Source organism: Ruegeria sp. F12 (assembly GCF_056533885.1).
In genome coordinates, this window is the sequence record NZ_JBQFOV010000006.1 from 30,693 (window position 1) to 53,040 (window position 22,348).

General features: G+C 60.1%; 20 protein-coding genes and 1 tRNA gene. 9 read left to right on the forward strand and 12 right to left on the reverse strand.

All coding sequences use genetic code 11. The features are described from left to right. Positions 1-44 precede the first annotated feature (44 nt). The 5 genes from ACR0CA_RS10320 to ACR0CA_RS10340 are packed head-to-tail and all read right to left on the reverse strand — an operon-like array spanning position 45 to position 6,367. The gene (locus ACR0CA_RS10320) at positions 45-1,160 is read right to left on the reverse strand and encodes a mandelate racemase/muconate lactonizing enzyme family protein (protein ID WP_480898820.1); all 1,116 of its coding nucleotides are present in this window, start codon (positions 1,158-1,160) and stop codon (positions 45-47) included. Then, positions 1,157-2,263, reverse strand: a complete 1,107-nt coding sequence (locus ACR0CA_RS10325; RefSeq protein ID WP_480898823.1) for a mandelate racemase/muconate lactonizing enzyme family protein — start codon at positions 2,261-2,263, stop codon at positions 1,157-1,159. The genes ACR0CA_RS10320 and ACR0CA_RS10325 overlap by 4 nt, the downstream gene beginning before the upstream one ends. Then, the gene (locus ACR0CA_RS10330) at positions 2,260-2,835 is read right to left on the reverse strand and encodes a dimethylsulfonioproprionate lyase family protein (RefSeq protein WP_480898825.1); all 576 of its coding nucleotides are present in this window, start codon (positions 2,833-2,835) and stop codon (positions 2,260-2,262) included. The genes ACR0CA_RS10325 and ACR0CA_RS10330 overlap by 4 nt, the downstream gene beginning before the upstream one ends. Then, a complete protein-coding gene (locus ACR0CA_RS10335) occupies positions 2,832-3,914 on the reverse strand; it encodes an alcohol dehydrogenase family protein (protein ID WP_480898828.1) in 1,083 nt (360 codons plus the stop codon). The genes ACR0CA_RS10330 and ACR0CA_RS10335 overlap by 4 nt, the downstream gene beginning before the upstream one ends. Then, entirely contained in the window at positions 3,911-6,367 is a 2,457-nt protein-coding gene (locus ACR0CA_RS10340; protein ID WP_480898830.1) for an FAD-dependent oxidoreductase, read from the reverse strand. The genes ACR0CA_RS10335 and ACR0CA_RS10340 overlap by 4 nt, the downstream gene beginning before the upstream one ends. A 68-nt stretch (positions 6,368-6,435) precedes the next feature. On the opposite strand from ACR0CA_RS10340, the gene ACR0CA_RS10345 reads away from it, so the two are divergent. From ACR0CA_RS10345 to ACR0CA_RS10360, 4 genes are all read left to right on the forward strand, one after another. Continuing rightward, positions 6,436-7,323: a MurR/RpiR family transcriptional regulator gene (locus ACR0CA_RS10345; RefSeq protein WP_170772749.1), complete on the forward strand. Its 888-nt coding sequence runs from the start codon at positions 6,436-6,438 to the stop codon at positions 7,321-7,323. Beyond that, the gene (locus ACR0CA_RS10350; RefSeq protein WP_480898833.1) at positions 7,320-8,411 is read left to right on the forward strand and encodes an aromatic ring-hydroxylating oxygenase subunit alpha; all 1,092 of its coding nucleotides are present in this window, start codon (positions 7,320-7,322) and stop codon (positions 8,409-8,411) included. Before ACR0CA_RS10345 ends, ACR0CA_RS10350 begins: the two co-directional genes overlap by 4 nt. 78 nt (positions 8,412-8,489) lie before the next feature. Continuing rightward, a complete protein-coding gene (locus ACR0CA_RS10355) occupies positions 8,490-8,873 on the forward strand; it encodes a carboxymuconolactone decarboxylase family protein (RefSeq protein WP_170789624.1) in 384 nt (127 codons plus the stop codon). A 35-nt stretch (positions 8,874-8,908) separates the two neighbouring features. Further along, positions 8,909-9,694: an alpha/beta hydrolase gene (locus ACR0CA_RS10360; protein ID WP_480898836.1), complete on the forward strand. Its 786-nt coding sequence runs from the start codon at positions 8,909-8,911 to the stop codon at positions 9,692-9,694. Between the two features lie 116 nt (positions 9,695-9,810). Here ACR0CA_RS10360 and ACR0CA_RS10365 read toward each other — a convergent pair. Next, positions 9,811-9,900, reverse strand: a tRNA-Ser gene (locus ACR0CA_RS10365). A gap of 347 nt (positions 9,901-10,247) precedes the next feature. On the opposite strand from ACR0CA_RS10365, the gene ACR0CA_RS10370 reads away from it, so the two are divergent. Both ACR0CA_RS10370 and ACR0CA_RS10375 read left to right on the forward strand, forming a co-directional pair. Continuing rightward, positions 10,248-11,183 carry a FecR family protein gene (locus tag ACR0CA_RS10370; RefSeq protein WP_480898839.1) on the forward strand — a complete coding sequence of 312 codons (936 nt, stop codon included), beginning with the start codon at positions 10,248-10,250 and terminating at the stop codon, positions 11,181-11,183. Between the two features lie 127 nt (positions 11,184-11,310). After that, positions 11,311-13,452, forward strand: a complete 2,142-nt coding sequence (locus ACR0CA_RS10375; RefSeq protein ID WP_480898842.1) for a CHASE2 domain-containing protein — start codon at positions 11,311-11,313, stop codon at positions 13,450-13,452. 11 nt (positions 13,453-13,463) lie between these two features. Here ACR0CA_RS10375 and ACR0CA_RS10380 read toward each other — a convergent pair whose 3' ends face one another. Together ACR0CA_RS10380 and ACR0CA_RS10385 are read right to left on the reverse strand one after the other, a co-directional pair. Continuing rightward, a complete protein-coding gene (locus ACR0CA_RS10380; protein WP_170408475.1) occupies positions 13,464-13,781 on the reverse strand; it encodes a DUF3775 domain-containing protein in 318 nt (105 codons plus the stop codon). A 342-nt stretch (positions 13,782-14,123) separates the two neighbouring features. Then, a complete protein-coding gene (locus ACR0CA_RS10385) occupies positions 14,124-14,897 on the reverse strand; it encodes a DUF1365 domain-containing protein (protein ID WP_480898845.1) in 774 nt (257 codons plus the stop codon). A 146-nt stretch (positions 14,898-15,043) separates the two neighbouring features. Between ACR0CA_RS10385 and ACR0CA_RS10390 the strand changes: the two genes are divergently transcribed. Genes ACR0CA_RS10390 through ACR0CA_RS10400 form a run of 3 tightly spaced genes read left to right on the forward strand, consistent with a single transcriptional unit; the run spans position 15,044 to position 16,817 of the window. Beyond that, complete coding sequence (locus ACR0CA_RS10390; RefSeq protein ID WP_170773067.1) at positions 15,044-15,700, forward strand: sigma-70 family RNA polymerase sigma factor; 657 nt, start codon at positions 15,044-15,046, stop codon at positions 15,698-15,700. A 10-nt stretch (positions 15,701-15,710) separates the two neighbouring features. Continuing rightward, the gene (locus ACR0CA_RS10395; RefSeq protein WP_170789584.1) at positions 15,711-16,361 is read left to right on the forward strand and encodes a ChrR family anti-sigma-E factor; all 651 of its coding nucleotides are present in this window, start codon (positions 15,711-15,713) and stop codon (positions 16,359-16,361) included. 54 nt (positions 16,362-16,415) lie between these two features. Continuing rightward, entirely contained in the window at positions 16,416-16,817 is a 402-nt protein-coding gene (locus ACR0CA_RS10400) for a hypothetical protein (protein WP_480898847.1), read from the forward strand. 3 nt (positions 16,818-16,820) lie between these two features. Here ACR0CA_RS10400 and ACR0CA_RS10405 read toward each other — a convergent pair whose 3' ends face one another. The 4 genes from ACR0CA_RS10405 to ACR0CA_RS10420 form a co-directional block, all read right to left on the reverse strand. Further along, positions 16,821-18,050, reverse strand: a complete 1,230-nt coding sequence (locus tag ACR0CA_RS10405; protein WP_480898849.1) for a DNA recombination protein RmuC — start codon at positions 18,048-18,050, stop codon at positions 16,821-16,823. 52 nt (positions 18,051-18,102) lie between these two features. Then, entirely contained in the window at positions 18,103-19,962 is a 1,860-nt protein-coding gene (gene mutL, locus ACR0CA_RS10410) for a DNA mismatch repair endonuclease MutL (RefSeq protein WP_480898852.1), read from the reverse strand. A gap of 254 nt (positions 19,963-20,216) precedes the next feature. Then, on the reverse strand, positions 20,217-21,146 hold the full coding sequence (locus ACR0CA_RS10415; RefSeq protein ID WP_480898854.1) for a metal ABC transporter permease: 930 nt from the start codon (positions 21,144-21,146) through the stop codon (positions 20,217-20,219). Further along, on the reverse strand, positions 21,143-22,348 hold the full coding sequence (locus ACR0CA_RS10420; protein ID WP_480898856.1) for a metal ABC transporter permease: 1,206 nt from the start codon (positions 22,346-22,348) through the stop codon (positions 21,143-21,145). The genes ACR0CA_RS10415 and ACR0CA_RS10420 overlap by 4 nt, the downstream gene beginning before the upstream one ends.

Consider the following 22,348-nt stretch of genomic DNA (forward strand, 5'->3'; position numbering starts at 1 on the left):
CCAATTCACACCCCGAGATATTTCTAGCCAGATGAAGGGGCGGATCATAGCGGGGCCTCGTAGGTTGCGATTGGGAGACCGAGGGTATCTTCGTCGGGGTGGACGCCAAGGCCCGGGGTTTCGGGCAGGTGGAGATGTCCGTTATTGTTGCGGGGACCGCGACCGTTGGCGATGTCGACGGTGATCATATCCTGGCAGGCCCAGACGGCATGGCAGTTCTGATCTGGGATGGTGGCGGCCAAATGCAGGGCCTCGGTATCGGCAAGAACGGTGCCTCCGGTGGCCATGACGAACATGTCGATCCCGTGGGCCAGGGCGATATCGCGCATTCGGGCTGCCTTGGTCAGGCCGCCGACGCGGTTGAGCTTGATGCCAAAGACCTCGGCCAGCCCGTCGCGGGCGATGCGGGCGGCGTCTTGCAGAGTGACGAGGCTTTCGTCCACCGACACCGGCGACGCGTGGCGGGGTGCGATCGCAGCGATGTCATCGAGGGATTCGCAAGGCTGTTCGAAGATCACCTGCAAAGGCTCGCAGGCCTTCATCACGCGCAGCGCCTGTTGGCGAGTCCAGCCCCGGTTCACGTCATAAAGGACAATTTCGCCGGGGCGGCGGAAGCTTTCAACATCTTGAACGCGGGCTATGTCGCGTTCGACGTCTCCGCCGATTTTGACCGAATGGGCGATGTAACCACGGTCGCGGTAGCGGGTCATCACCTCGCGCGTTTCTTCAGCGGTTTTGGCACCGACGGACGAGGCAATCGGGCGCGGGGTACGGGACCCGCCGCCCATCAGGTCGGCAATTGGCAGGCCCGCAGCCTGCCCGGCAATATCCCAACAGGCCATGTCGATAGGGCTTTTGGCATAGAGATGGCCGGGGAGCGCCGTATCCATGGCGCGTTCCACATCCAACACGCGACGTGGATCGAGGCCCATAATAAAGGGGGCCATGGTTTCAATCCCGGCACGGATGCCTGGGCCGTGGGCGGGGACGTAGGTATGGCCCCAGGGCGTGCCCTCGCCCCAGCCGATCAAGCCAGTATCGGTTTCAATCTTCACCAGCGTTGCGTCCAGCGTTTCGAATTTCAAACGCCCGCCAGACAACCAATAGGGATGCTCAAGCGGCAGGTCGATTTGGTAGACGGTGATGGTTTTGATCTTCATAGAGTGTACTCCGCCACGGGCGCGCCGAGGCTTTTGAAATCCGGGGTGACACCCAAACCTGGCGCATCTGGCGCGTAGAGTTTGCCGTTTCGCGACACAGCCCCGCCGCATCCGGTCGAGCGGGTGTTGTAGTTCATCAGGTCTGTGGTGTTTTGCAGGTATTCCTCGGGCGTGGAGGCGGCAAAATGGGCGACGGTGGCAGTGGTGATTTCACCGCCCCATGTATCCTCGGCCACCACTGGAATACGGTTTTCAATCAGAAAATCGCGCACCCGCCGAGCCTTGCTGAGCCCGCCGAGATTGGAAAGCTTCAGGCAGCAGATCTCGGCCCCCTGATCCGCGACGATCCGCTGCGCCATGTGCATTCCTGTCAGGCATTCATCCAGCTTCATCGGCTGTTCGGCCACGCGGCGGACCTGCTGGCATTCCTCGTACGTTCTGCAGGGTTGTTCGAGGATAAAGTCCAGGTCGCGCGTCGCCCGAGCCACCTGGATCGCGTTATCCACGCGCCAGCCCTGATTGGCGTCGGCCATGGCGATCTCACCCGGTTGCAGCAAAGGGACCGTGGCCCTGATGCGGTCGATATCCGTGGTCCAATCTACGCCCACCTTGATTTGGAACTGACGGTAACCCTGATCGCGATAGGTGTTCATCTCGGCCACGGTCTCATCCACTGCCTTCTGAGGTGCCACCCGATACATCGGGGCACCGTCCGTCAGCTTGCCACCCAGCAACATCCAAACGGGCTGCGAGCAGGCCTGCCCCAGAATATCCCAGCACGCCGCATCAAACGACGCCTTGGCATAGCCGTGCCCCTGCACCAGATGGTCCATCAACCGTTCGATCCGCCCAATCTGACGCGGGTCCTCACCCAGCAGAGATGGGGCCACCAAACGCGCCAGCGCGGGCACGCCTTGGGAATGCGCGACCATGTAGTTTTCGCCGCAAGGTGTGAACTCACCGCAACCCTGCAACCCTGCATCGGTGTCGATCACCACAATCGAGGCGATGGCGGTCTCAATCGCGTTGCCCGCACCCCAAACATAGGCCCCGCCGACATAGGGCAGCCCGGTCTGATAGATGCGGATGCGGGTGATTTTCATGCGGCGTCCATTCGGGGCAAGGCGTCCAGCCCTTCGCCGCGCCACAGCACGTAGGTCAGGATGGGGCTGTCGGTGGTCGTCATGGCGTGGCTTTGCCAACTGGTGTGCAGACGAGTTTGGTTGGGTGTTAGTTCGGCGTCATTGCCAGCGACGTGAAACCTCGCACGGCCGGCGGCGATTAGGTACAGTTCTTCGGCCTGATGGCTGTGCCAATCATAGGCTAATCCCTCACCCCAAAAAGCCACGTAACCCCGCAGCTTTGTCGAGTGGAAATGGCCCGTGGGACCGAACAGTTCATAGGAGCCAAAACGGTTCAGGAAGTCGGCACCGACTTCGTCTTCGGTGTAAGTCAGCTTCCAATTGGCGAGATGCGCGGTTGCGCAGATCGCCTTCGTAAGGGCTTGGGTCGGCCCGGCATCGGACTGGATCGCCTGCACGAGAGGAACCGCCGGGATCGCGTTTGGCGACACGTCAACAGCGCACAGATCATCTGGCCAATCACCGAACGCAGCCAGATCAGGATGCGTTTGGTGCAGCTGTCGCGCGGCGTTCAGCACATCAATCAAAGTCATGGGATCACCACGATATTGCCCGTGTGCTGCTTGGCGATGAAAGCTGCTTGCGCCTCGCGCAGCTCCTCCAGAGGATAAGTCGCGGCAAGAGCCGGTTTGATCTCACCCGCCTCGATATATTTCACGAGGTTCTGCATGACCTGCGGGTCAATCACGGTCGAGCCGGTAAAGGTCAGGTCGCGCAGATAGAAGGTGCGCAAGTCGAACTCAACCATCGGGCCCGCGATGGCTCCGGAGCAGGTGTACCTTCCGCCGCGCTCGAGGATGTCGATCAGGGTCGGCCAGTAGGGGCCACCGACCACATCTGCGACCACCGTGATCTGTTCACCGTCCAGCACTTTGCGCAGGTTTTCCGGTGCGCGCGGCAGGATCATGTCAGGACCAAGCTCGGTGACGTCGGCATGTTTCGCCTCGGACGCCATTGCGATAACGCGCGCGCCGCGCCGTTTGGCCAGTTGCACCAAGGCACCGCCGACACCGCCCGAGGCTCCGGGCACCAGAACCGTGTCTTTCTCGGTGACATTGGCGCGGGTCAGCATCCCTTCGGCGGTTGAGTAGGAGCAAGAAAACGTCGCCAGTTCCGCATCCGACAGATCAGAGGTAATCGGCACTGCATTCACGGCCAGAGTGGTGGCGTATTCGGCAAACCCTCCGTCCCGTTCCGAGCCGTAGTAGCCGGTTTTGTCCTTGTTGCCGGGATCATCCGGGTCCCGTAACCAGCCATCGGTGATTACGCGCTGACCGATACGGGCGGGGTCGACACCTGCACCCACGGCTACGATATAGCCACAGATATCCGCCCCCTGGATGCGCGGGAAGGTGATCGGGTTGCCGCCCCAGGTGGGGTCTTCCTCTCCCACCTCATCAAACGCGCCGCCGGTTGTCGCGTCGGTGACTGTCTTGGAATACCAACCCGACCGCGTGTTGACGTCCGTGTTGTTCAGACCGCAGGCGGCGACCTTGATCAATACTTCATGAGCCGCAGGTTCAGGGCGAGGCCAGTCTGGGTGCAGTACCATCTGCTCCAGCCCGCCATGACCCATCGTGACCATGGCTTTCATTGTATCAGGCAGAGTCATTGTGCGGCCTCCAGTACGGCGTCGGTTCGTGGCAGCAGGCTTTGCGGATCATAGGCTGACTCACCCAATACGCGGGCCGCACGGGGTTGACCGTGGATCACGACCTGCAATGCGGTGCCGGGCGTGGCGGCCTCGGGCTTGATGTAGGTAAAGGCGAGGATCTTGCCGACGGTATGCCCATAGACCACTGAAGCGGTCGAGCCGACCACGCGACCATTCAGCATCACTGCCTCACCGCCATGGCCGTCGATCTCACCATCCGGTTCGATTTCCAGATAGGCGCAAATCCACGGAAGGTCGGTGTTCAGGGTCATGTCCTTGCCCAGATACTCCTTGTCGGTGCGCGCAAAGCGCAGCACGTCCGCCTCGGCCAATGTGACTTCATTGGTTAGTTCACCCGCGCCTTTGAAGCCTTTCTCCATCCGCATCACGTTCATGGCAAAGCTGCCGTAGTCGGCGATGCCATGCGGCTCACCCGCACCCCAAAGTGCGTTGTAAACGTCGAGGCAAGCGGCGTTGGGCATGTGCAACTCCCAGCCCAGTTCCCCGGCATAGGACATGCGGAACGCCCAGACCTTGTGGCCTGCGATTGTGATTTCCTGCGCGGACAACCAGCGGAACCCGACATTGGTCAAATCGGCATCGGTGCAGCGCGCCAGTACGTCCCGCGATCGGGGACCGTTCAGCGACAAGGCTGACCAATCGGACGAGAGGGCGGTAATCTGAACATCCTCATCCGTCCGCTGTTGCGTCAGGTGATCCAGCAAGCGCTGTTCGAAGAACGCGGCGCATACCAGATAGAAGCGATCTTCAGCCATGCGGACAATCGTGGTCTCCAACTCGATCCGGCCCCGGCGGTTCAGCATATGGGTCAGCGTGATCGAGCCCACTTTTTGCGGCATCCGGTTGGCCGTCAGCCGATCCAGCAGGGCGTAGGCATCCGGCCCCGAAACCTCGACCTTAGTAAAGGCGGTGACATCCATGATGCCGACGCGTTCGCGCACCGCTTTGACCTCGGCCGCGACCATGTCGTCGGCGGGCGTGCGGCGGAATGAATAATGGTCGCGCTGTTCAACCCCATCGCGGGCGAACCAGCGGGGGCGCTCGAACCCATAGACTTCCTCATGCACCGCGCCCTTGGATTTCAGCAATTCATACAGGGGCGATGGCTTGATCGGACGCCCTTCGAGACGGTTGAAATGCGGAAAGGGGATTTCGTGGCGCAGGCAGTAATCTTCCTCGGCCTTAATCACCTGCCAGTCCTTCGTGGCATAGCTGCCGAACCGGCGCGGATCGAACTCGCGCATAGAGATTTCGGCGGCCCCATGCACCATCCAGCGCGCCAACTCACGCGTCAGACCCGGCCCCCAACCAATGCCGATCTGCGTACCGCAGCAGCACCAGTAGTTCTGCACACCCGGCGCAGGCCCGATCAGCGGGTTGCCGTCCGGCGGGTGCGAGATCGCGCCGTGAACGTCACGCTGAATGCCCAGTTCGGCAAAGATCGGCATACGGTTCAGGCTTTCCTCAAGCCACGGCATCACCCGTTCGTAATCCGCGTCGAACAGCCAGTTCTCGTATTCCCACGGGCAATGATCATGCCAGACCGAGTTTGGGTTCTCTTTCTCGTAAATCCCGATCAGCCCGCGCTGTTGCTCCATCCGGATATAACCAGAGACCTTACGGTCGTCGCGGATCACCGGCAGTTCCTTGTCCAGATTCTGGAACTCGGGCACAGGCTCGGTCACGAAGTAATGGTGCGTCATCGAGGTCATTGGCAGTTGCAGCCCCGACCATTCACCCATCTGACGGGCGTAAGTGCCGCCTGCGTTCACCACATGCTCGCAGGTTATGGTGCCCAACTCGGTCTCAACTACCCACCCGCCATTCTCGGCCTGCGTGATATTGGTAGCGCGGCAGTTGCGGAAGATGCGGACGCCTTTTTGGCGCGCGCCCGTCGCCATCGCCATTGTCACATTGGTTGGGTCCACATGGCCGTCATCTGGTGTGTGCAGCGCGCCCAACACACCGTCGAGATTGTAGAACGGGTGCAGTTCGGCCACCTTCTCGGGGCCCACCAATTCGATGTTGAAGCCAAGCGAGCGGCCCACGGACAGGGTGTGGCGCAGCCAGTCCATCTCATCCTCGGTATAGGCCAAGCGGAACGAGCCGCAGCCGTGCCATGTGACCGGCTGGCCGGTTTCAGCCTCCAACGCGCCGGAATAGAGACCGATATTGTAGTCCACGCATTTGCCCAGCCCAAAGCTTGAGGTCGAATGCGTGATCTGGCCCGCCGCGTGCCACGTGCTGCCGCTGGTCAGCTCGGCCTTTTCCAGCAGGACGGTGTCATCGCCCCACCCCTCATGCGCCAGATGATAGGCCAGACCGACCCCCATGACGCCGCCTCCAACAATGACCACGCGGGCGTCGGTGGGCAATTTCTTCTCGGACATGACATTTCCTCTTCCCGAGTCGCTTTTCTGCTCGACAGGCTAATTCCACATTTGTACCATCGTCAATCATGAATGACACAAATGTATCATCAATCGTTCTCGACCGCCTCACGGAGGAATGGGAGGCCCTGACGCCCGAGGCGCAAAAGGCCGCACGCTACGTGTTGGAAAACCCCACGGATGTTGGGGTTTCGACCGTGCGCGAGATCGCCGAGGCGGCAAAAGTAAAGCCCAACACTTTTGTCCGCATGGCCCGGCAGGTGGGGTTCGAAGGATACGAAGATTTCCGCGCGCCCTTCCGTGATGCGATTCGCCGGGGCGGCGTCTCGTTCCCCGACCGTGCACGTTGGCTGCAGGATATCGGCAAGTCGGGCGAGTTGGGCGGGCTCTATGCAGACATGATCGGTGCCGCGATCCGCAATATCGAAGAGACCTTTGCCGGAATTGACGCCGCCAACCTAAAGGCGGCGGCCGAGGATATCTGGACCTGTCGCCAGATTTTCACGCTGGGCGTGGGCGTTAATAACGCGAACGCACGGAACTTCACCTATCTAGCGTCAACGGGGATGAAGCAATTCCACGCTATTCCCCGCCCCGGATCAACCCCTGTGGACGATCTAGCCTGGGCTGATGAACAGGACGTGCTGATTGCCATCACATGCCATCCCTACCGGACCGAGGTGATCGACGCCATCAAACTGGCTCGGCAACAGGGAATGACTGTCGTAGGAATCTCGGACAGCCCGGCCAGCCCGGTCATTCTGAACGCGCAGCACGGCTTTGTCGTGGCAGCTGATACACCGCAATTCTTCCCCTCCTCCGTCTCGACCATCGCCTTGCTGGAAACGCTGCTGTCCTTTGTGGTGGCCGTCTCCAGCGACGAAATCGTCGAGAGGGTTGAGCGGTTTCATCAACGCAGACACCAACTTGGCCTCTACGCGGAGGAGCCCGAATGAACGCCCCCCTGACCCATTCACTGGACGCGCGATACTATACCGACCCCGCGATTTTCGCGCAGGAGCTGCAGGGGCTGCTGGCCCGAACCTGGCAATTCGCGGGCCACGTGGCGCAGGTGCGCGAACCGGGTGATTACTTTGCGTTCGAGATCGCGGGGCAAAACCTCTTCTGCATTCGGGGTCGCGACGGGGAAATCCGCACATTCTACAATGTGTGCCAACACCGCGCGCACGAGATGGTCAGTGGCGCGGGTAATACCCGCGTGGTCGTCTGCCCCTATCACTCTTGGAGCTATGAACTGACGGGCCAATTGCGCGCCGGACCGAATATCAAATCGGTTCCCGGTTTCGACCGCAGCGCGATCTGCCTGACCTCGGTCCGGACAGAGGTGTTCAACGGTTTCATCTTCGTCAACCTCGACGATGACGCCGCACCCATGGACGACTGGTACCCTGGCGTGCGCGAGGAAATCCGCGCGTTTGTGCCGCATATCGACGCTCTGGAACCGCTGGAATGGGTCGAGATTCCGGAAAACTGCAACTGGAAGGTCAGTATCGAGAATTACTCGGAATGCTATCACTGCCCAACCAACCACCCGACCTTTGCCGAAGGTGTGGTCAAGCCCGAGACCTACGACATCCAGCCCGATGCCAGCGGCGGCTATGTCCTGCGCCACACGACCGAGTGCCAGAGCCTCGACAAGATGACCTACCCCATCGACCTGTCAGTGCCCCACGCGGGCGACTACCAGTCGTGGTTCCTGTGGCCCATGTTCTCGTTCCAGTGCTATCCTGGCAACGTGCTGAACACCTATCACTGGCGCGCCCTCGACGCCGATCGCTGCACCGTCTGGCGCGGATGGTATACCGAGGGCGGATCGGAAAGCGCCGTCATCCGCCAACTGGCCGTGCAAGACCGCGAGACAACGGTCGAAGAGGATATCCGTCTGGTCGAATCCGTCCACCGCGGCCTGAAGTCCCGCGGATACCGCCCCGGCCCGCTGGTGTTGGACCCCGGTTGCGGCGTGATGTCGGAACATTCAATCGCGCGCTTGCAACACTGGATGCGCGAAGCCATTGATGACTGACCTACCCGAAGGCGAAGAAAATTCGACGAATTTTCTCGGCTCAACACACAACAATTGTCCACGACTCCCGAGGTGAAAATGTCAGACCTGTTCAACGAAAACTTGTTTCTAAAAGGACTGGAACAACGCAAGAGCACTCTTGGCGCAGAATATGTGGAAAAGAACCTCGCGGCTGCTGACGACTTCACCCGCCCGTTCCAAGAAGCGATGACAGCCTGGTGCTGGGGTTTTGGATGGGGCGATGATGTCATCGACGCCAAAACACGGTCGATGATGAACCTGTCGATGATCGGCGCCTTGGGCAAGATGCATGAATGGGAGATTCACTGCAAAGGCGCGATCAACAACGGCGTTACGCCCGAAGAGATCCGCGCCATCATCCATGTGATCGGAATCTACTGTGGCGTACCCCAAGCCCTTGAATGTTTCCGCGTGGCGCGCAAAGTTCTGGGGCATACGTAAATCACGCCCCAAGCCCATGCGGATCCGAGCACGCGATGACCGACGAACCCCTGCCACCCGTCCTTTTGCTGACCGGAACAAATGCCGCTGCCTGGACGATGGCGCCCGTCCGCCAAGTCTTCGAACAAGCGGGTTATAGCTGTCACAGCCTGACCTATCGCCACCACGATCTGCCTCCGGGCCCGGATCGGGACGCCAAGCTGATCGGGCTTAGCATTGCCGACTATGTCGAAGATGCACGACGCGCCATCAATGAGATCGGACAAACCCCGATTGTCGTTGGCCATTCGCTCGGAGGCGTGGTCGCTCAGCTTTTGGCGGCACAAGGTCTGATACGTGCCGGAGTTCTGCTGAACAGCAGTATCGTCAATGGTGTCCTGCCCACCACCGACAGAGAGCGCGATCTTGGAAAACTGTTCATCTGTGCCGGAGCTTTCTGGGATCAAGCCTTGGGTCAGGATTTCGAGCTTTTGGCAACCTACGGGTTGAACACTCTGCCAGAGGCGCTGCAACACGACATCCACCAGCGGTTAGGCACCGAGTCCGGTCGGGTGCTGTTCGAATTCGTGTTCTGGATGTATGACAGCGCGCAAACGACCCTGATCGACCCGCACAATGTGACATGCCCGCTCTTGTTCGTTTCTGGCACGGAAGACAAGGCCGTGGCGACCAGCACGGCCAAGGCGATGGCGAACCGCTATGACTCAGCCGAGTTCATGCCCGTCGAGGGGGCCTGCCACTATATACAGTTTGACGCTCAATGGAACAAAACGGCGCAAACTGTGGTGGATTGGGTCGGGCAACTTGACGGAATTAAATGACTCTTTTCTCAGTAAGATGTTTTGTGTGCCGCACACCAACGCGTAACCGGACTCCGGTAATCCGGTGCAACCCCAAATCGCTGACCAAAGGTATTTTTGGCCCCAATGTAAACAAATGGCGGAGACGAAGGGATTCGAACCCTCGAGACGGTTTCCCGCCTACTCCCTTAGCAGGGGAGCGCCTTCGACCACTCGGCCACGTCTCCGCTGGCCGGTATATCCTTGCCGGACGGCCAGATACAAGGCGATTTTCAAAGGGTTTCGCATTTTTCTTCCCAGCACCATCCGATTGCCGGGAACGACGACGAAAACCCAACCGCTCTGGGGTTGGGGTGGGTGCACAGACGACCCAGGATCCCCCCCCTCACCAACATCAATTTTAGAAAACTTGCCAAACATGTGCTGTTTAAGGCATATTTGATCAGACATAAACTTAATAAATTTAATATTTTGAATATGTAGGGGGCACAAAACCGGGCAGTGAGCAATTTGCTCACCATACGAGCTATGGGGGAATGGAAGCTTGGCCTGGTTAAGAGTGCTATTCGTTTTAATGTGTCTATTGCTGGTGCCTGCACAGGTGCTGGCCAATATTGGAAAGGTGATTGGTGTCAAGCCAGGCGCGGAAATCACCCGAGGTGGAAAATCACAACCGTTGCAAGCCGGAATGGATGTCGCGTCGGGGGATTCGATCTCGACCGACGGGAATGGGCTGGTGCAACTGGTCTTTGTCGATGAAACCAAAATCGCCATCGGGCCGAATGCCAGTATGGTCCTGGACGTGACGATGCTGCGCGGCAATCGCAAGGCAAAATCATTTGCGGTGCAGGCATTGGGCGGCAGTTTCCGCTTCATTTCAGGCAAAAGCAAAAAGCGGGCCTATTCGATCAAGACCCCGACGGCGACGATGGCCGTGCGCGGGACAACGTTTGACATGTGGGTCATTCCGGGCGCTCAGAGCGCCATGTTGGTGCTCGAAGGCACGGTCCGCATGTGCGGAAATGGCGGTTTTTGCCACTCGGCAGGCAGACAGTGCAGTTTGTTTGCAACCAACCAGCGGGGTGGAGTCGGGCGTCCGGTGGATCAGGCACAATATGATCTGGCGCTACAAACCGGATTTCCCTTTATCCAATCTCAACAGGACCTGCTGAGCCCTCTGCAGGTCGGTATTGGTGGGTGCGCGGGCGAAGCGGCCCCCTTGCCCGTGCCCAAATCCGATCCGCCGCAGCCACCACAATTCGTGCAAGAATCAACGCCTCAACCGGTTGTGCTGCCTGAACCCCCGGCTCCCGAGCCACCCGTCCCGGATCCAGAACCGGATCCAGAGCCTGAACCTGAACCGGAACCTGAACCCGACGTGAAAGGCAACCGTTCCGGTCAGGCCGACGGTTCCAATCCCGGCGGGCAGAGCGGCAACACGGATGGGTTTGACAATCCGGGGAAAGCCAAAGGTAAAGGTAAAGGCCGAGGCAAGGGCAAACGCGCCTGAATAGAAACGACGCCAGATTTAGTCGGAGGCCGACTTGCGTTTGAAATCCAAAGAGAGAACGGGACGGCGACGGGCGTTTCGCCTGGTCGGGCTTGGCCTGATTCTGTTTGGATGCTTCATCCGGATCATGGACCCTTACCCAGTGCGGATGTCGCGGATGATCTATTTCGATTTGCTGCAACGGATGTCGCCCCGCGAATACACACCTGACCTGCCGGTGCGAGTCGTGGATATTGACGAAGAGTCTCTGGCCAATTGGGGCCAATGGCCCTGGCCACGCACATTGCTGGCGCAGATGGTCCAGAACCTGGGTGAGAATGGCGCAGCGGCTATTGCTTTTGACATGCTGTTTGTCGAACCGGACCGATACTCACCCGCCCGGTTGCTCAACGACCCTGCGCTGGACGGCGTTCTGACCGTGGAACGTCATGCACAGAAGGTGGACTATGACGTGCTTTTCGGGCTCGAAGCCGCCCATTGGCCGGTGGTGATGGGCACGGCGGCTCGTATCTCGCAGGAGGGCAGCAATGTTGCCCCCAAGGCCGGGATCATCGAGATCGGAGAAGCACCGACCTCCGGATTGATCTCAGTCCCTCATTGGACCCCGATCGCGCCTCCCTTGGATCGCAGCGCTGCGGGGATTGGCGGGGTAAACGTCTCGCCACTGGGTGGTACCGGGATCATTAGACGCGTCCCAGTTTTGTGGGGCGGCCCGAACGGTCCGATGCCCGGTTTGGGGATCGAAGCGCTGAGGGTCGCGCTGGACGCACCGTTCATTCTGGCCGAGGGCTCGGCAGATGAGGAGGGGATCATGCTCGCGGTTGAGCTGGGAGATTTCCGCCTGCCGACCACCGAAAACGGTGAGGTCTGGGTCAGGTATCGACATGACCAGCCGGACCTTTACCTATCGGCCGACAGGGTCATGCAAACCCCAGGTGATCCCGCACTCAGGGCGGAGATCGAAGGACGGATTATCCTTGTCGGTACCTCGGCGGCGGGTCTGTTCGACATGCATCAGACCGCGCTGGGCGAGTCGGTGCCGGGCGTGTCGATCCACGCGCAGTTGCTGGAGCAGATTTTTACAGGTGAAATGCTAAACCGGTCGGATGTGACGGCAGCGCTGGAGCTGGTGTCTTTCGTATTGCTAGGCCTGATCGTGATTGCAGTGATGTCCAGTTTTGGCGCGGTCGCCTCATTCGTTGCTGGCGGGGTGGCAGCGGCCGCGGTTTTGGGCACCAGCTGGCTTGCTTTTCAGAACCAGCTCACCCTGTTTGACGTGACCTTTCCGCTGCTGGGTGGAATGGCCAATTTCGGCTTACTGGCGGGGTACCTATTTGTCACGACCGAGCGGGAAAAGCGGGAAATCCGGCAGGTGTTCTCACACTACGTTGCCCCGGAAATTCTGGATGAGATGGAGGTTTCGGGCCATCGCCTGCAACTGGGTGGCGAGACGCAGGAAATCACCGTCATGTTCTCGGACATCAGAGGGTTTACGCCGCTGTCTGAATCCGTGTCGGCCACTGATCTGGTGGCATTGCTGAATGAGCTGTTCTCACAGGTCGGAGATCAGATCCTGCACGAACGGGGAACCATCGACAAGTTCATTGGCGATGCGGTCATGGCGTTTTGGAACGCGCCGCTGCCAGTCGAGGATCATCCCTGCCGCGCCGCCCATTCAGCGCTGTTGATGCGGCAGGCCTTGATCCGGTTCAACGCCTCCGATGTCATGAAGGGTCGCCCACCGATCGCATTGGCGACAGGATGCGCCACCGGTCTGGCTTGTGTGGGCAATATCGGATCGCGCAGCCGGTTCAACTATACGGTCATTGGCGATGTGGTGAATGTGGCCGCTCGGATCGAACAAAGCTGCCGCCACGTGGAATATGACATCCTCGTTTCCAGCTCCGTCTACAAGGCCGCGCGGCAGGATCTGGCGATGCTCGAAGCTGGATTTGTCGATCTGAAGGGCAAGTCCGAGCTTGAGGCTGTTTTTCTTCTGGTTGGTAACACTACGCTGCGCACTTCGCCTAGGTTTATGGAACTCGCGGCGGCGCATGGCGATATGATCGCAGCCATTCGACAGCGGCAATCCTATGTGCAGATCAAGAAGCACTGCAACCTGTGCGCAACGCTGGCGACCGAGGTCGAACCGGGGCTTCGCCCGTTCTATCAAGCTGTTCCGGGTCGGGCGGCTGATTTCCGGTCAGATGTACAATCGGACCAGATCATGTTCAGCCACCGCGCACAGGCGAACCTGCCTTCGGCTTAGATCCGACCTGGTTACATCAGGTCGTTTTCCACATCCTCGGCGGAAATGCCCAAAGCGTCCAAACCGTTTTCCAGATGATCCGACAGATGTGGCGTTCCGATCAGGTAATCCGCGCAGGGGGTCGAGGCCTCGGACTTGGCGGTGGCGATGGCTTCGGCCAGATCTTCGGCGAAAAAGCTTTCGCGCCCGATCCACATGACCGCAACCAATTCGGCCTGCTCATCTTCGCCCATCCGGTCGATGAAAGCGCGCAGCTCGCCCTCGGCCCGGTCCAACTCACGTCCCATCATGGCGACCTGAGCGATTTTTCTTGCCGAGATTTCCAACATGTCCCAACTCCTCGTGTTCGCGGTCTCTATAGTACCACAACCACCCTCGCCGGGCTGAGTCTTTGATCTTACGCAAACTAGGGCCAGGAGCCATTAATCTTGCGCCATTGGTTTGACTGATTTTGGTTCTGACAAGGCACATCCTTGCTGGAATAGTGGTTCTATTTCTAAAGGATGTAACGCAGCTCAGAGGCAAAATCAGTCAAATCCTTCGGACGCATGAACAGCTGCAAAGCAGCGGCTTTGATCGCTTGAAATTGACACCGCCAGTCCCTGCGCGCCCAAAAGCACTGCCTATTTGCCGTTCGCGCGCCAGTGGCGCAAGATTAATGGCTCCTGACCCTAGGGTTCGCGAATGCGCGAAACCGGATGATTGGGCACGGGTGCATGGCGGAACGGACGAAAACGCGCCTTCTTCAACTTAAGCTTCAACGCCTGCCAAAGGATCAGGAAAAACGCGCGCCGCGCGCCGAAGGGACGCCGGACTAAGGACCAAAGGATTGTCCGATCCGACAGCGGTGCGCGTGGGCCGCTGAGGGTCGCAATCAACCCGCCTTTCTTGCGGCCATAATCGATCCAGACACCCACCTTGTCAGGCCGATAGTCGAAGCGAAACGTATAAGATCCTTCGATTTTCTGGAACGGTGATACATGCATCAACTTGTCCGCCACGATCCGGTCCGAGGGCTGAATGGGCGCGAAATTCGGGTTGTGGCACAGATAACTGTGTCGCGTGCCAAAGGTATTCGTTACCTCGGCCACTACAGCGTAAAGCTGATCATCCTCATCGAAACAGAACCAGAAGCTGACCGGGTTGAATACGTGACCCAGCACGCGCGGCTGCGTCAGCAGGGTCAGGGTTGCGGGTTGTGACACACCCAACTGTGTGAACTGGTCGCGCAGCCAAGCCGCCCCCTGGCCTTTCCCCGGCGCACCGCCGTGATCGCGTTTGCGCCAGTTGACGATGTTCGCGCGGTCCAATGAAAACAAACGTGGCGTCTGAACCTCGGCCTCGGGGTTCAGCAGGATATAGTCGACCGAGTATCGGAAGGCATTTTCAATCGCCCCCTTCCGGCCATGATAAGTGTGGCCTGCGATATGGTCGATCCGGTTCATGCCACTTTTTCCAATCTGCCTGTAAACCGTTCAATCGGCGCTGTTTTCGCCCGTCCTTGGATATTCACATTACGCTGAAAACACTGCAACGGATTAAAATTATCTGTGAGAGTGATCCGACTTGGGACCTTCCACGTAATATGGTTATGTTTACCGAGAGCGATACCGCGCGCTTGGATGAACCGGTGGCCGATGGGCCCGTAGTGAGGCCATTGCGCGTCAAGCGACGCATCAAGGGACGACCGGTGAACCACGCAAACGGCAGTTGTGAGACCAGAACCGAATGGGTGGGCCATGTGGCCCGCATCCGGGACGCGCAGGATCAGGCGGCTTTTGCCGAGCTGTTTCAGCATTTTGCGCCTCGGGTTAAAGCGTTCCTGATCAAGTCGGGGTCGGATGCGGCCATGGCCGAGGAATGCGCTCAAGAGGTGATGGCGACCTTGTGGCACAAGGCGCATCTGTTCGACCCAACTCGGGCGACCGTGGCCACATGGGTGTTCACGATTGCACGGAACAAGCGCATCGATGTGCTGCGCAGGCAACGCCGCCCCGAGCCCGAAGATCTGGGATGGGGTCCCGAGGCCGAGCCGGATCAGCACGACGTCATGGCGCTGCAACAGGAAACCGCGCAGCTGCGCGACGCGTTGACCGCGTTGCCCGAGGCGCAAAGAGAGTTGATTGAAAAGGCCTATTTTGGCGACCTGAGTCATCGCGAGATCGCCTCGCAGACCGGATTGCCGCTGGGCACGATCAAATCACGTATTCGGCTGGCGCTGGACCGCTTGCGCCATGCTATGAACTGAGATGACGATGATGAGCAACAAGATCAAACATCACCTGACTGACGACCTGCTGATGGCCTATGCGGCAGGCACCCTTCCCGAGGCGTTCGACCTGATGGTCGCCACGCATCTGACCCTGTGCGACCATTGCCGCGCGCGGGCTGAAAGCTTTGATGCGGTGGGCGGGTGCGTGTTGCAGGAACAGGACGCCACCGTCAGCATGAACGACGGGTCGCTGGCCGCGACTATGGCGATGATCGCCCAAGGTGCCCCTGTTGCCAAGCCGGTGCGTCCGGGCTGTTCGGTCCTGCCGACTCCGTTGCAGGATTATGTAGGCGGCAACGTCAATGACATCAAATGGCGATCGATCGGCATGGGCGTGAAACAGGCGATTCTGCCGACCACCCATGAGGCGACTGCGCGTTTGTTGTTCATTCCCGCCGGGGCTGCCGTGCCGGATCACAGCCACAATGGCATGGAATTGACGATGGTGCTGCAGGGCGCATTTTCGGATGAGGTCGACCATTTCGCACGTGGCGACGTGGAAATCGCAGATGAAGACCTGCACCACACGCCGACTGCAGATATTTCTGAGGATTGCATTTGTCTGGCCGTGACCGATGCGCCACTGAAATTCAACAAGCTGATGCCGCGCCTGTTCCAGCCGTTTCTACGGATCTGAAGATAGGTGTGCATCGTGCTCAACTGACCTTGCTGAACGGAGGGTTCTTGTATGATGAAACACCTGATCTTTGTCGCAGCGACCTTGGGGCTGACCTTCCCGGTCTCGGCCCAGAGTGTTGCCGAGGTCAAATTCCAACCCGGCAACTATGGCACGATGGTAAGCGGCACCATCACCGGGAATGAATATTTCGACTATTTGCTCGGCGCGCAGGCCGGGCAGGAGATGTTTGCCGAACTCAATGTCAGCGACACAAATGGCAACGGCGTGATCTATTTCAACATCCTGCCGCCGGGCAGCGAGGGTGAGGCGATTTATATCGGTTCCATCGACGGCAACACGGCGCGTATCGATCTGCCTCAAAACGGAAACTATACGATCCGGGTCTACCTGATGGGCAATGACCGCGATACCGGCAAGACAGTTGGCTATAATCTGGATCTGTCGATCCAGTAGCGCCTACCCCTCGGTCTTACCCAGGGGCACCACGTTGGTGTGATCGTCCGGAGCCAGTTCCTCGAAATCGAAATTGTCCAGCCGCTGCGCCCTGCGGCCAGCCTTTTCGGCGCTTATTTTGATCTCTGAGATATCCTTGGCGGCCTGCCCGAAGTGTCGATCAAGGTTCGAGACGCGGTCGCCCAGACGTTCGACATCCTTGTGTAGCATGCCCAGCTCCTTGCGAATGGCACCGGCCTGCTCGCGCATCCTGGCGTCTTTCAGGATCGCGCGCATGGTGTTCAGCGTGGCCATGCAGGTGGTAGGTGACACGATCCAGACCCGTTTGCTGAAACTCTCCTGCACCAATTCGGGGAACTTTGCGTGCAACTCGGCATAGACTGCCTCGGACGGCAGGAACATCAGCGCGCCATCGGCGGTTTCGCCGTCCAAGATGTATTTCTCGGCAATGTCGTTGATATGTTTGCGCACGGTGCTTCGGAACATCTGCACCGCCGCTTTTAACTCGGCATCATTGGTGGACCCGATCAGCGCCTCATAAGCCTCAAGCGGGAATTTGCTGTCGATCACGATGGGACCCGGCGGGTTCGGCAGGTTTATCAGGCAATCGGCGCGCCGCCCGTTCGACAGCGTGGCCTGCAATTGGAAACTGTCCGAGGGCAGCGCCTTTGAGACGATGTCGTTCAGCTGAATTTCCCCAAACGCGCCGCGGGTCTGCTTGTTCGACAGGATATCCTGCAAGCTCAACACATCGCCCGACAGTTTGGTGATATTGTCCTGCGCCTTGTCGATGGCGGCGAGGCGCTCCTGCAATTGCGTCAGCGAGGTAGCGGTCTGTTTCGACGAGCCATGCAGCGACTCCTTCATCCGCTCCTGCATTTCGGCCAGCGCACGGGCAGATTTCATCGCGTTATCCGCCAACCGGTCATTCATCTGCTGCTGGACTGAGGACAGGCGCGACTCAACCGTTTGAATCACCTGCACCTGCGCATTGGCCTGCGTGTCTGACACATGCTGGAGCCCCCCGCGCAATTGTTCCTGCCCCTGCCCCAATTGCTGCACATGCTGACCCAAATGCGCCATCTGCCGCGCCAGCGGCTCGGCCAAGCGTGCCGACCGCTGCGCCGCCCGCAGTGACAGAAACAGCAGCAGCAGGATCAGCGCCACCACGCCGCCCCCGATCAAGATCACGGGGTCGTTCAGGGCGATTTGGGTGCCAGCAATCTCAATCATGTCGCCTCGGATGTTCTTGTTTTATTCTTCATATCGCGCGCATGCGGCGGGATCAACTGCGCCCGAACAGACGTTCGATATCAGACAATTTCAGTTCCACATAAGTCGGCCGCCCATGGTTGCATTGACCGGAATGGGGCGTCGCCTCCATCTCGCGCAGCAAGGCGTTCATTTCCTCGGCTCGCATCCGACGGCCCGACCGGACCGAGCCATGACAGGCCACCCGGCTGAGGATCGCCTCGATCCGCGCCTGCACAGTCTGGCTTTCGCCCTGATCAGCCAGCTCATCAAGGATATCCAGGATCATCGCGCGGGCGTCGACTTCGCCCAGAATGGCCGGGGTTTCACGCACGGCGATGGCCCCGCCGCCGAAGGGTTCCAACGTCAGGCCAAGTCGGGTCAGGTCGTCGGCCACGGCCAGCAGCCGCGCGCAGTCGCCGTCGGACAGTTCCACGATCTCGGGGATCAGCAGCGCCTGCGCGGCGACGCCGTTCTCAGCCATCTGGTGTTTGAGCTTCTCATAGACCAAGCGTTCATGCGCCGCGTGTTGATCGACGATCACCATGCCATCGGCGGTTTGGGCGATGATGTAATTTTCGTGCACCTGCCCGCGGGCCGCGCCCAAGGGCAAGTCCTGTGCCGGAGGTTCCTCCGCGGCGACCGGAGCGGGTTCGACAATGCTGCCGCTGTAATCCTGCGACAGTTCCGCAAAGCCCGGCGCCTGGGCCCGGTAGGCCGTGTGCCGCGCCGCTGCTGAGGGTCGATCCATTTGATACACTCGCGCCGGAACGGGCTGCGCAGGCTGCGCCGCTTCCGGCCGCATCGCGCCCAAAGTCGCGTTTGCCACGGTCGAGGAAGCACGATGCCCTGCCTCGGCCAGCGCGTGGCGCAGGGCCGAGACGATCAGCCCCCGCGCTACGCCGGGATCGCGAAACCGGACCTCGGACTTCGCCGGATGCACGTTCACATCCACCAGCGTCGGGTCACAGTCTATGAACAGCGCCGCCGCCGGGTAGCGGTCACGGCTCAGGAAATCGAAATACGCCGCCCGCAGCGCCCCGGTCAGTATCTTGTCCCGCACCGGACGGCCATTGACGAACTGGTACTGCGCCACCGCAGCACCCCGCGAATAGGTCGGCAAGGCGGCGAATCCGTACAGCCTGATCCCCTCACGCGAAGCGTCGATCTGCAACGCGTTCTCGGCAAACTCGCGCCCGATCACGCGAGCCAGACGGGCGTGCAAGGCATCGAACAGATCGCCATTCTCTCGGTCGGCGCGGAAGGTCACGCGCCCCTCTCCCCCGCCCGAGACATCGCGCAGGGTGAAGGTGATCGCGGGCTCTGCCATCGCCAGACGTTTCACGGTGTCGGTGATCGCCTGTGCCTCGGCCCGGTCGGTGCGCATGAATTTCAGCCGGGCGGGCGTGGCAAAGAACAAGTCGCGCAGCTCGACCACCGTGCCCGCGCGCAAGGCTGCGGGTTTCACCGCCTCCATTCTGCCACCCGAGACGTGAACCGACGCGGCCTCGGCCCCCGGCACGCGACTGGTAATGGTTAGTCGACCTACGGCCCCCAGCGAGGGCAGCGCCTCGCCCCGGAACCCAAATGTGTGGATGTTCAGCAGGTCCGAACCGTCGATTTTCGAGGTCGCGTGCCGCGACAAGGCCAGCGGCAGATCATCCGCCGCAATCCCGCAGCCATCATCGGTGACGCGAATCAGCGTCTTGCCGCCATCGGCAATATCAATGGCAATTCGGGTCGATCCCGCATCAATCGCATTCTCGACCAGCTCTTTCACAGCCGAAGCGGGGCGCTCAACAACTTCACCCGCCGCGATACGGTTGATCGCTGCGTCGTCCAATTGCCGAATTACGGGACGGGAATCGCTGATATTGGGGTTTACCTGCGCCATACCCCCAGACCTAGCACAGGCACGCACGATTCTACCACTGGTTTGCAGAGGTCAATTTTCTGATTGAGGGGGCGTTCGGACAATCGTCGTGTCACCCAACAAAGCAACACAGAGGCAACGATTGTCCGAACGGTCCAATGTGAGTGGTGGTCGTTCGCTTGATGCGGCGTTCGTAGCACGAAACGGCTATTGAGGCTTGCGAACTCTGGCCAGTCAGTGGTGTTGGGCAAAGTTCAGCCGACATAAGCGCGCGTTTACGCCGATCCCGGCGCCCCGGCGCGCGTCCGGCATGGCCCCCAGATTGCCGCCACGGCCAGGAACAGCCCAGCTACCGTTGCGATCATGCCAGCCGCACTGACGGCATCCGCCATACCCAACCACAGGGGGCCATATCCGGCCAGCACATAGCCCAGCACGGCCGAGGTCACTGCAAAGGCGACGGACCAGGCGATTTGCGTTTCCAGCCGATTGGTCATCATCCGCGCGGCTGCGGGTGGGCAGATAAACATGGCGATCACGATGATCGACCCCACCGCATCAAACGCTGCTACGGCAGCGATGGCAGCGGTGATCACCAGCGCAAACCCAAGCGGGCCGGTCCGGATACCGATGGTGCGGGCAAAGCCCTCGTCGAAGGTAGAGATCTTGAGCGGCCGCCAGAACAGCCATGTAAACACAGACACCGCAGCCAGCGTCAGTGCGATGCGCAACAGTTCAGGCGGCAGGCCCGCCAGTGCGTCAATATCCAAAAGCGACGACCAACCCACTGCGTCCAGCCAGATCAGGCTTTCCAGATTGCCGTAAAGCGCATGTTCCACGTCCAGATGCACGGTCGAAGTATCGGTCTGCTCCAGCAATAGCACCCCGGCGGCGAACATAGTGGTAAAGACCACACCCATCGCGGCACCGGATTCGATCTGGCCCAGCCTCCGGATCGCCTCGATCATCACCACGGCGACAACCGCGGCCCCTGCCGCACCCAGCATCATGGGCCAGGTCGAGATCGCTCCGGTCAGGATAAAGGCCACCACAATTCCCGGCAGCACCACATGGCTGATCGCATCGCCAATCAGCGCCTGTTTGCGCAGCACCAGAAAGTTGCCCGGTAACGCGCAGGCAATCGCCGCAAAAGTGCCAATCAGCAAGGGCGTTAAGGACAGGGGTACAAACTCTTCACCGCTCATGCCACCACCCCCTGCGGGCCGCCGATCTGGCGATCGATCTCAGCGATCTGGTCGCGGGTCAAGACGGTCTCAATATCGCGCAACCCGTCATAGAGCGCGGCTGTCGCCTCATGCGCCTGATCGGCGCGGACGATTTCCCAGCGTTTTTCATCCCGCAGGGCCTTGGCCGCGCGGGCCTTGCCAGCCTCGGTCGCGACCCCATCGGCGCGGGCCAGGCCTGCGCGTTTCAACAGGCGCAGGGTCAGAGGTTCGTAGATCTTCTGCCCCTGCGCCAACGCCAGCAGGCCTTGACGAATATGAACCCGGCGCTGAAAGCGCAGATGACGCAGCACGGCGGCCAGAACGCCACGCACCGGAGCAAGCAACAGCGACAGGGCAAACAGGGCAAAGCTGACCAGCACGATGATCGGACCCGTCGGCAGGTTCGGGGCCGAGGCCGACAGCGCCGCGCCGACATAGCCCGAGACCCCTCCGGCGACCCCGGCCAACAGGACCACCCGGTCGGACCGTTCAGTCCAAAACCGTGCCGTGACGGCAGGGATGATCAACAATGCCACGATCAGGATCAGTCCGACGATTTTCAAGCCGACCACAGTGACGGCCATCACCAGCCCCATCATCGCAAGGTCGATGCGATGCGCCGGCAGCCCTCGGGCGGCAGCATATTCAGGGTCAAAGGCCACCATCGTCATGGGTCGGCGCAGGATCATCACCAGTACCAGCGTCGCAGCGCCTCCGACAGCGATGATCAGTGCATCCGCCCACAGCATCCCGGCGGTCGAGCCCAACAGGAACCCTTCCAACCCCGCCTGACGACCCACGCCCATAGTCTGGATCACAGTCAGCAGTACGATACCGAAGCCAAAGAACACCGACAGAACCGCGCCGATCGCAGCATCCTCGGCCAACCGCGTGTGGCGGGTCAACCAGTTCATGCACAGCAGGCCCACCCAAGCCGACAGGGCCGAACCAGCCAGCAGTCCCAGCAGGTTGCGTCCGTCGCCGCCAAAGGCAACCAGCACCATGAAGGCCAGACACACACCGGGCAGCGTTGCATGGCTGATCGCATCGCTGACCAGCGCGCGTTTGCGAAGAAACAGGAACGTGCCCGTCACCCCCGCCGACACGCCCAGCAGCGCAGCCCCAATGGTAACAAGCGAGGCGTTATAGCCCAGCTGAAGGGTCAGAGCGTCCCAAAGCAT

Bases quoted from the DNA above. Each gene is read 5' to 3' on its own strand.
- ACR0CA_RS10320 (WP_480898820.1), bottom strand. From the start codon at position 1,160: ATGAAGATCAAAACCATCACCGTCTACCAAATCGACCTGCCGCTTGAG.
- ACR0CA_RS10325 (WP_480898823.1), bottom strand. From the start codon at position 2,263: ATGAAAATCACCCGCATCCGCATCTATCAGACCGGGCTGCCCTATGTC.
- ACR0CA_RS10330 (WP_480898825.1), bottom strand. From the start codon at position 2,835: ATGACTTTGATTGATGTGCTGAACGCCGCGCGACAGCTGCACCAAACG.
- ACR0CA_RS10335 (WP_480898828.1), bottom strand. From the start codon at position 3,914: ATGACTCTGCCTGATACAATGAAAGCCATGGTCACGATGGGTCATGGC.
- ACR0CA_RS10340 (WP_480898830.1), bottom strand. From the start codon at position 6,367: ATGTCCGAGAAGAAATTGCCCACCGACGCCCGCGTGGTCATTGTTGGA.
- ACR0CA_RS10345 (WP_170772749.1), top strand. From the start codon at position 6,436: ATGAATGACACAAATGTATCATCAATCGTTCTCGACCGCCTCACGGAG.
- ACR0CA_RS10350 (WP_480898833.1), top strand. From the start codon at position 7,320: ATGAACGCCCCCCTGACCCATTCACTGGACGCGCGATACTATACCGAC.
- ACR0CA_RS10355 (WP_170789624.1), top strand. From the start codon at position 8,490: ATGTCAGACCTGTTCAACGAAAACTTGTTTCTAAAAGGACTGGAACAA.
- ACR0CA_RS10360 (WP_480898836.1), top strand. From the start codon at position 8,909: ATGACCGACGAACCCCTGCCACCCGTCCTTTTGCTGACCGGAACAAAT.
- ACR0CA_RS10370 (WP_480898839.1), top strand. From the start codon at position 10,248: ATGTGTCTATTGCTGGTGCCTGCACAGGTGCTGGCCAATATTGGAAAG.
- ACR0CA_RS10375 (WP_480898842.1), top strand. From the start codon at position 11,311: ATGGACCCTTACCCAGTGCGGATGTCGCGGATGATCTATTTCGATTTG.
- ACR0CA_RS10380 (WP_170408475.1), bottom strand. From the start codon at position 13,781: ATGTTGGAAATCTCGGCAAGAAAAATCGCTCAGGTCGCCATGATGGGA.
- ACR0CA_RS10385 (WP_480898845.1), bottom strand. From the start codon at position 14,897: ATGAACCGGATCGACCATATCGCAGGCCACACTTATCATGGCCGGAAG.
- ACR0CA_RS10390 (WP_170773067.1), top strand. From the start codon at position 15,044: ATGTTTACCGAGAGCGATACCGCGCGCTTGGATGAACCGGTGGCCGAT.
- ACR0CA_RS10395 (WP_170789584.1), top strand. From the start codon at position 15,711: ATGAGCAACAAGATCAAACATCACCTGACTGACGACCTGCTGATGGCC.
- ACR0CA_RS10400 (WP_480898847.1), top strand. From the start codon at position 16,416: ATGAAACACCTGATCTTTGTCGCAGCGACCTTGGGGCTGACCTTCCCG.
- ACR0CA_RS10405 (WP_480898849.1), bottom strand. From the start codon at position 18,050: ATGATTGAGATTGCTGGCACCCAAATCGCCCTGAACGACCCCGTGATC.
- mutL (WP_480898852.1), bottom strand. From the start codon at position 19,962: ATGGCGCAGGTAAACCCCAATATCAGCGATTCCCGTCCCGTAATTCGG.
- ACR0CA_RS10415 (WP_480898854.1), bottom strand. From the start codon at position 21,146: ATGAGCGGTGAAGAGTTTGTACCCCTGTCCTTAACGCCCTTGCTGATT.
- ACR0CA_RS10420 (WP_480898856.1), bottom strand. From the start codon at position 22,348: ATGCTTTGGGACGCTCTGACCCTTCAGCTGGGCTATAACGCCTCGCTT.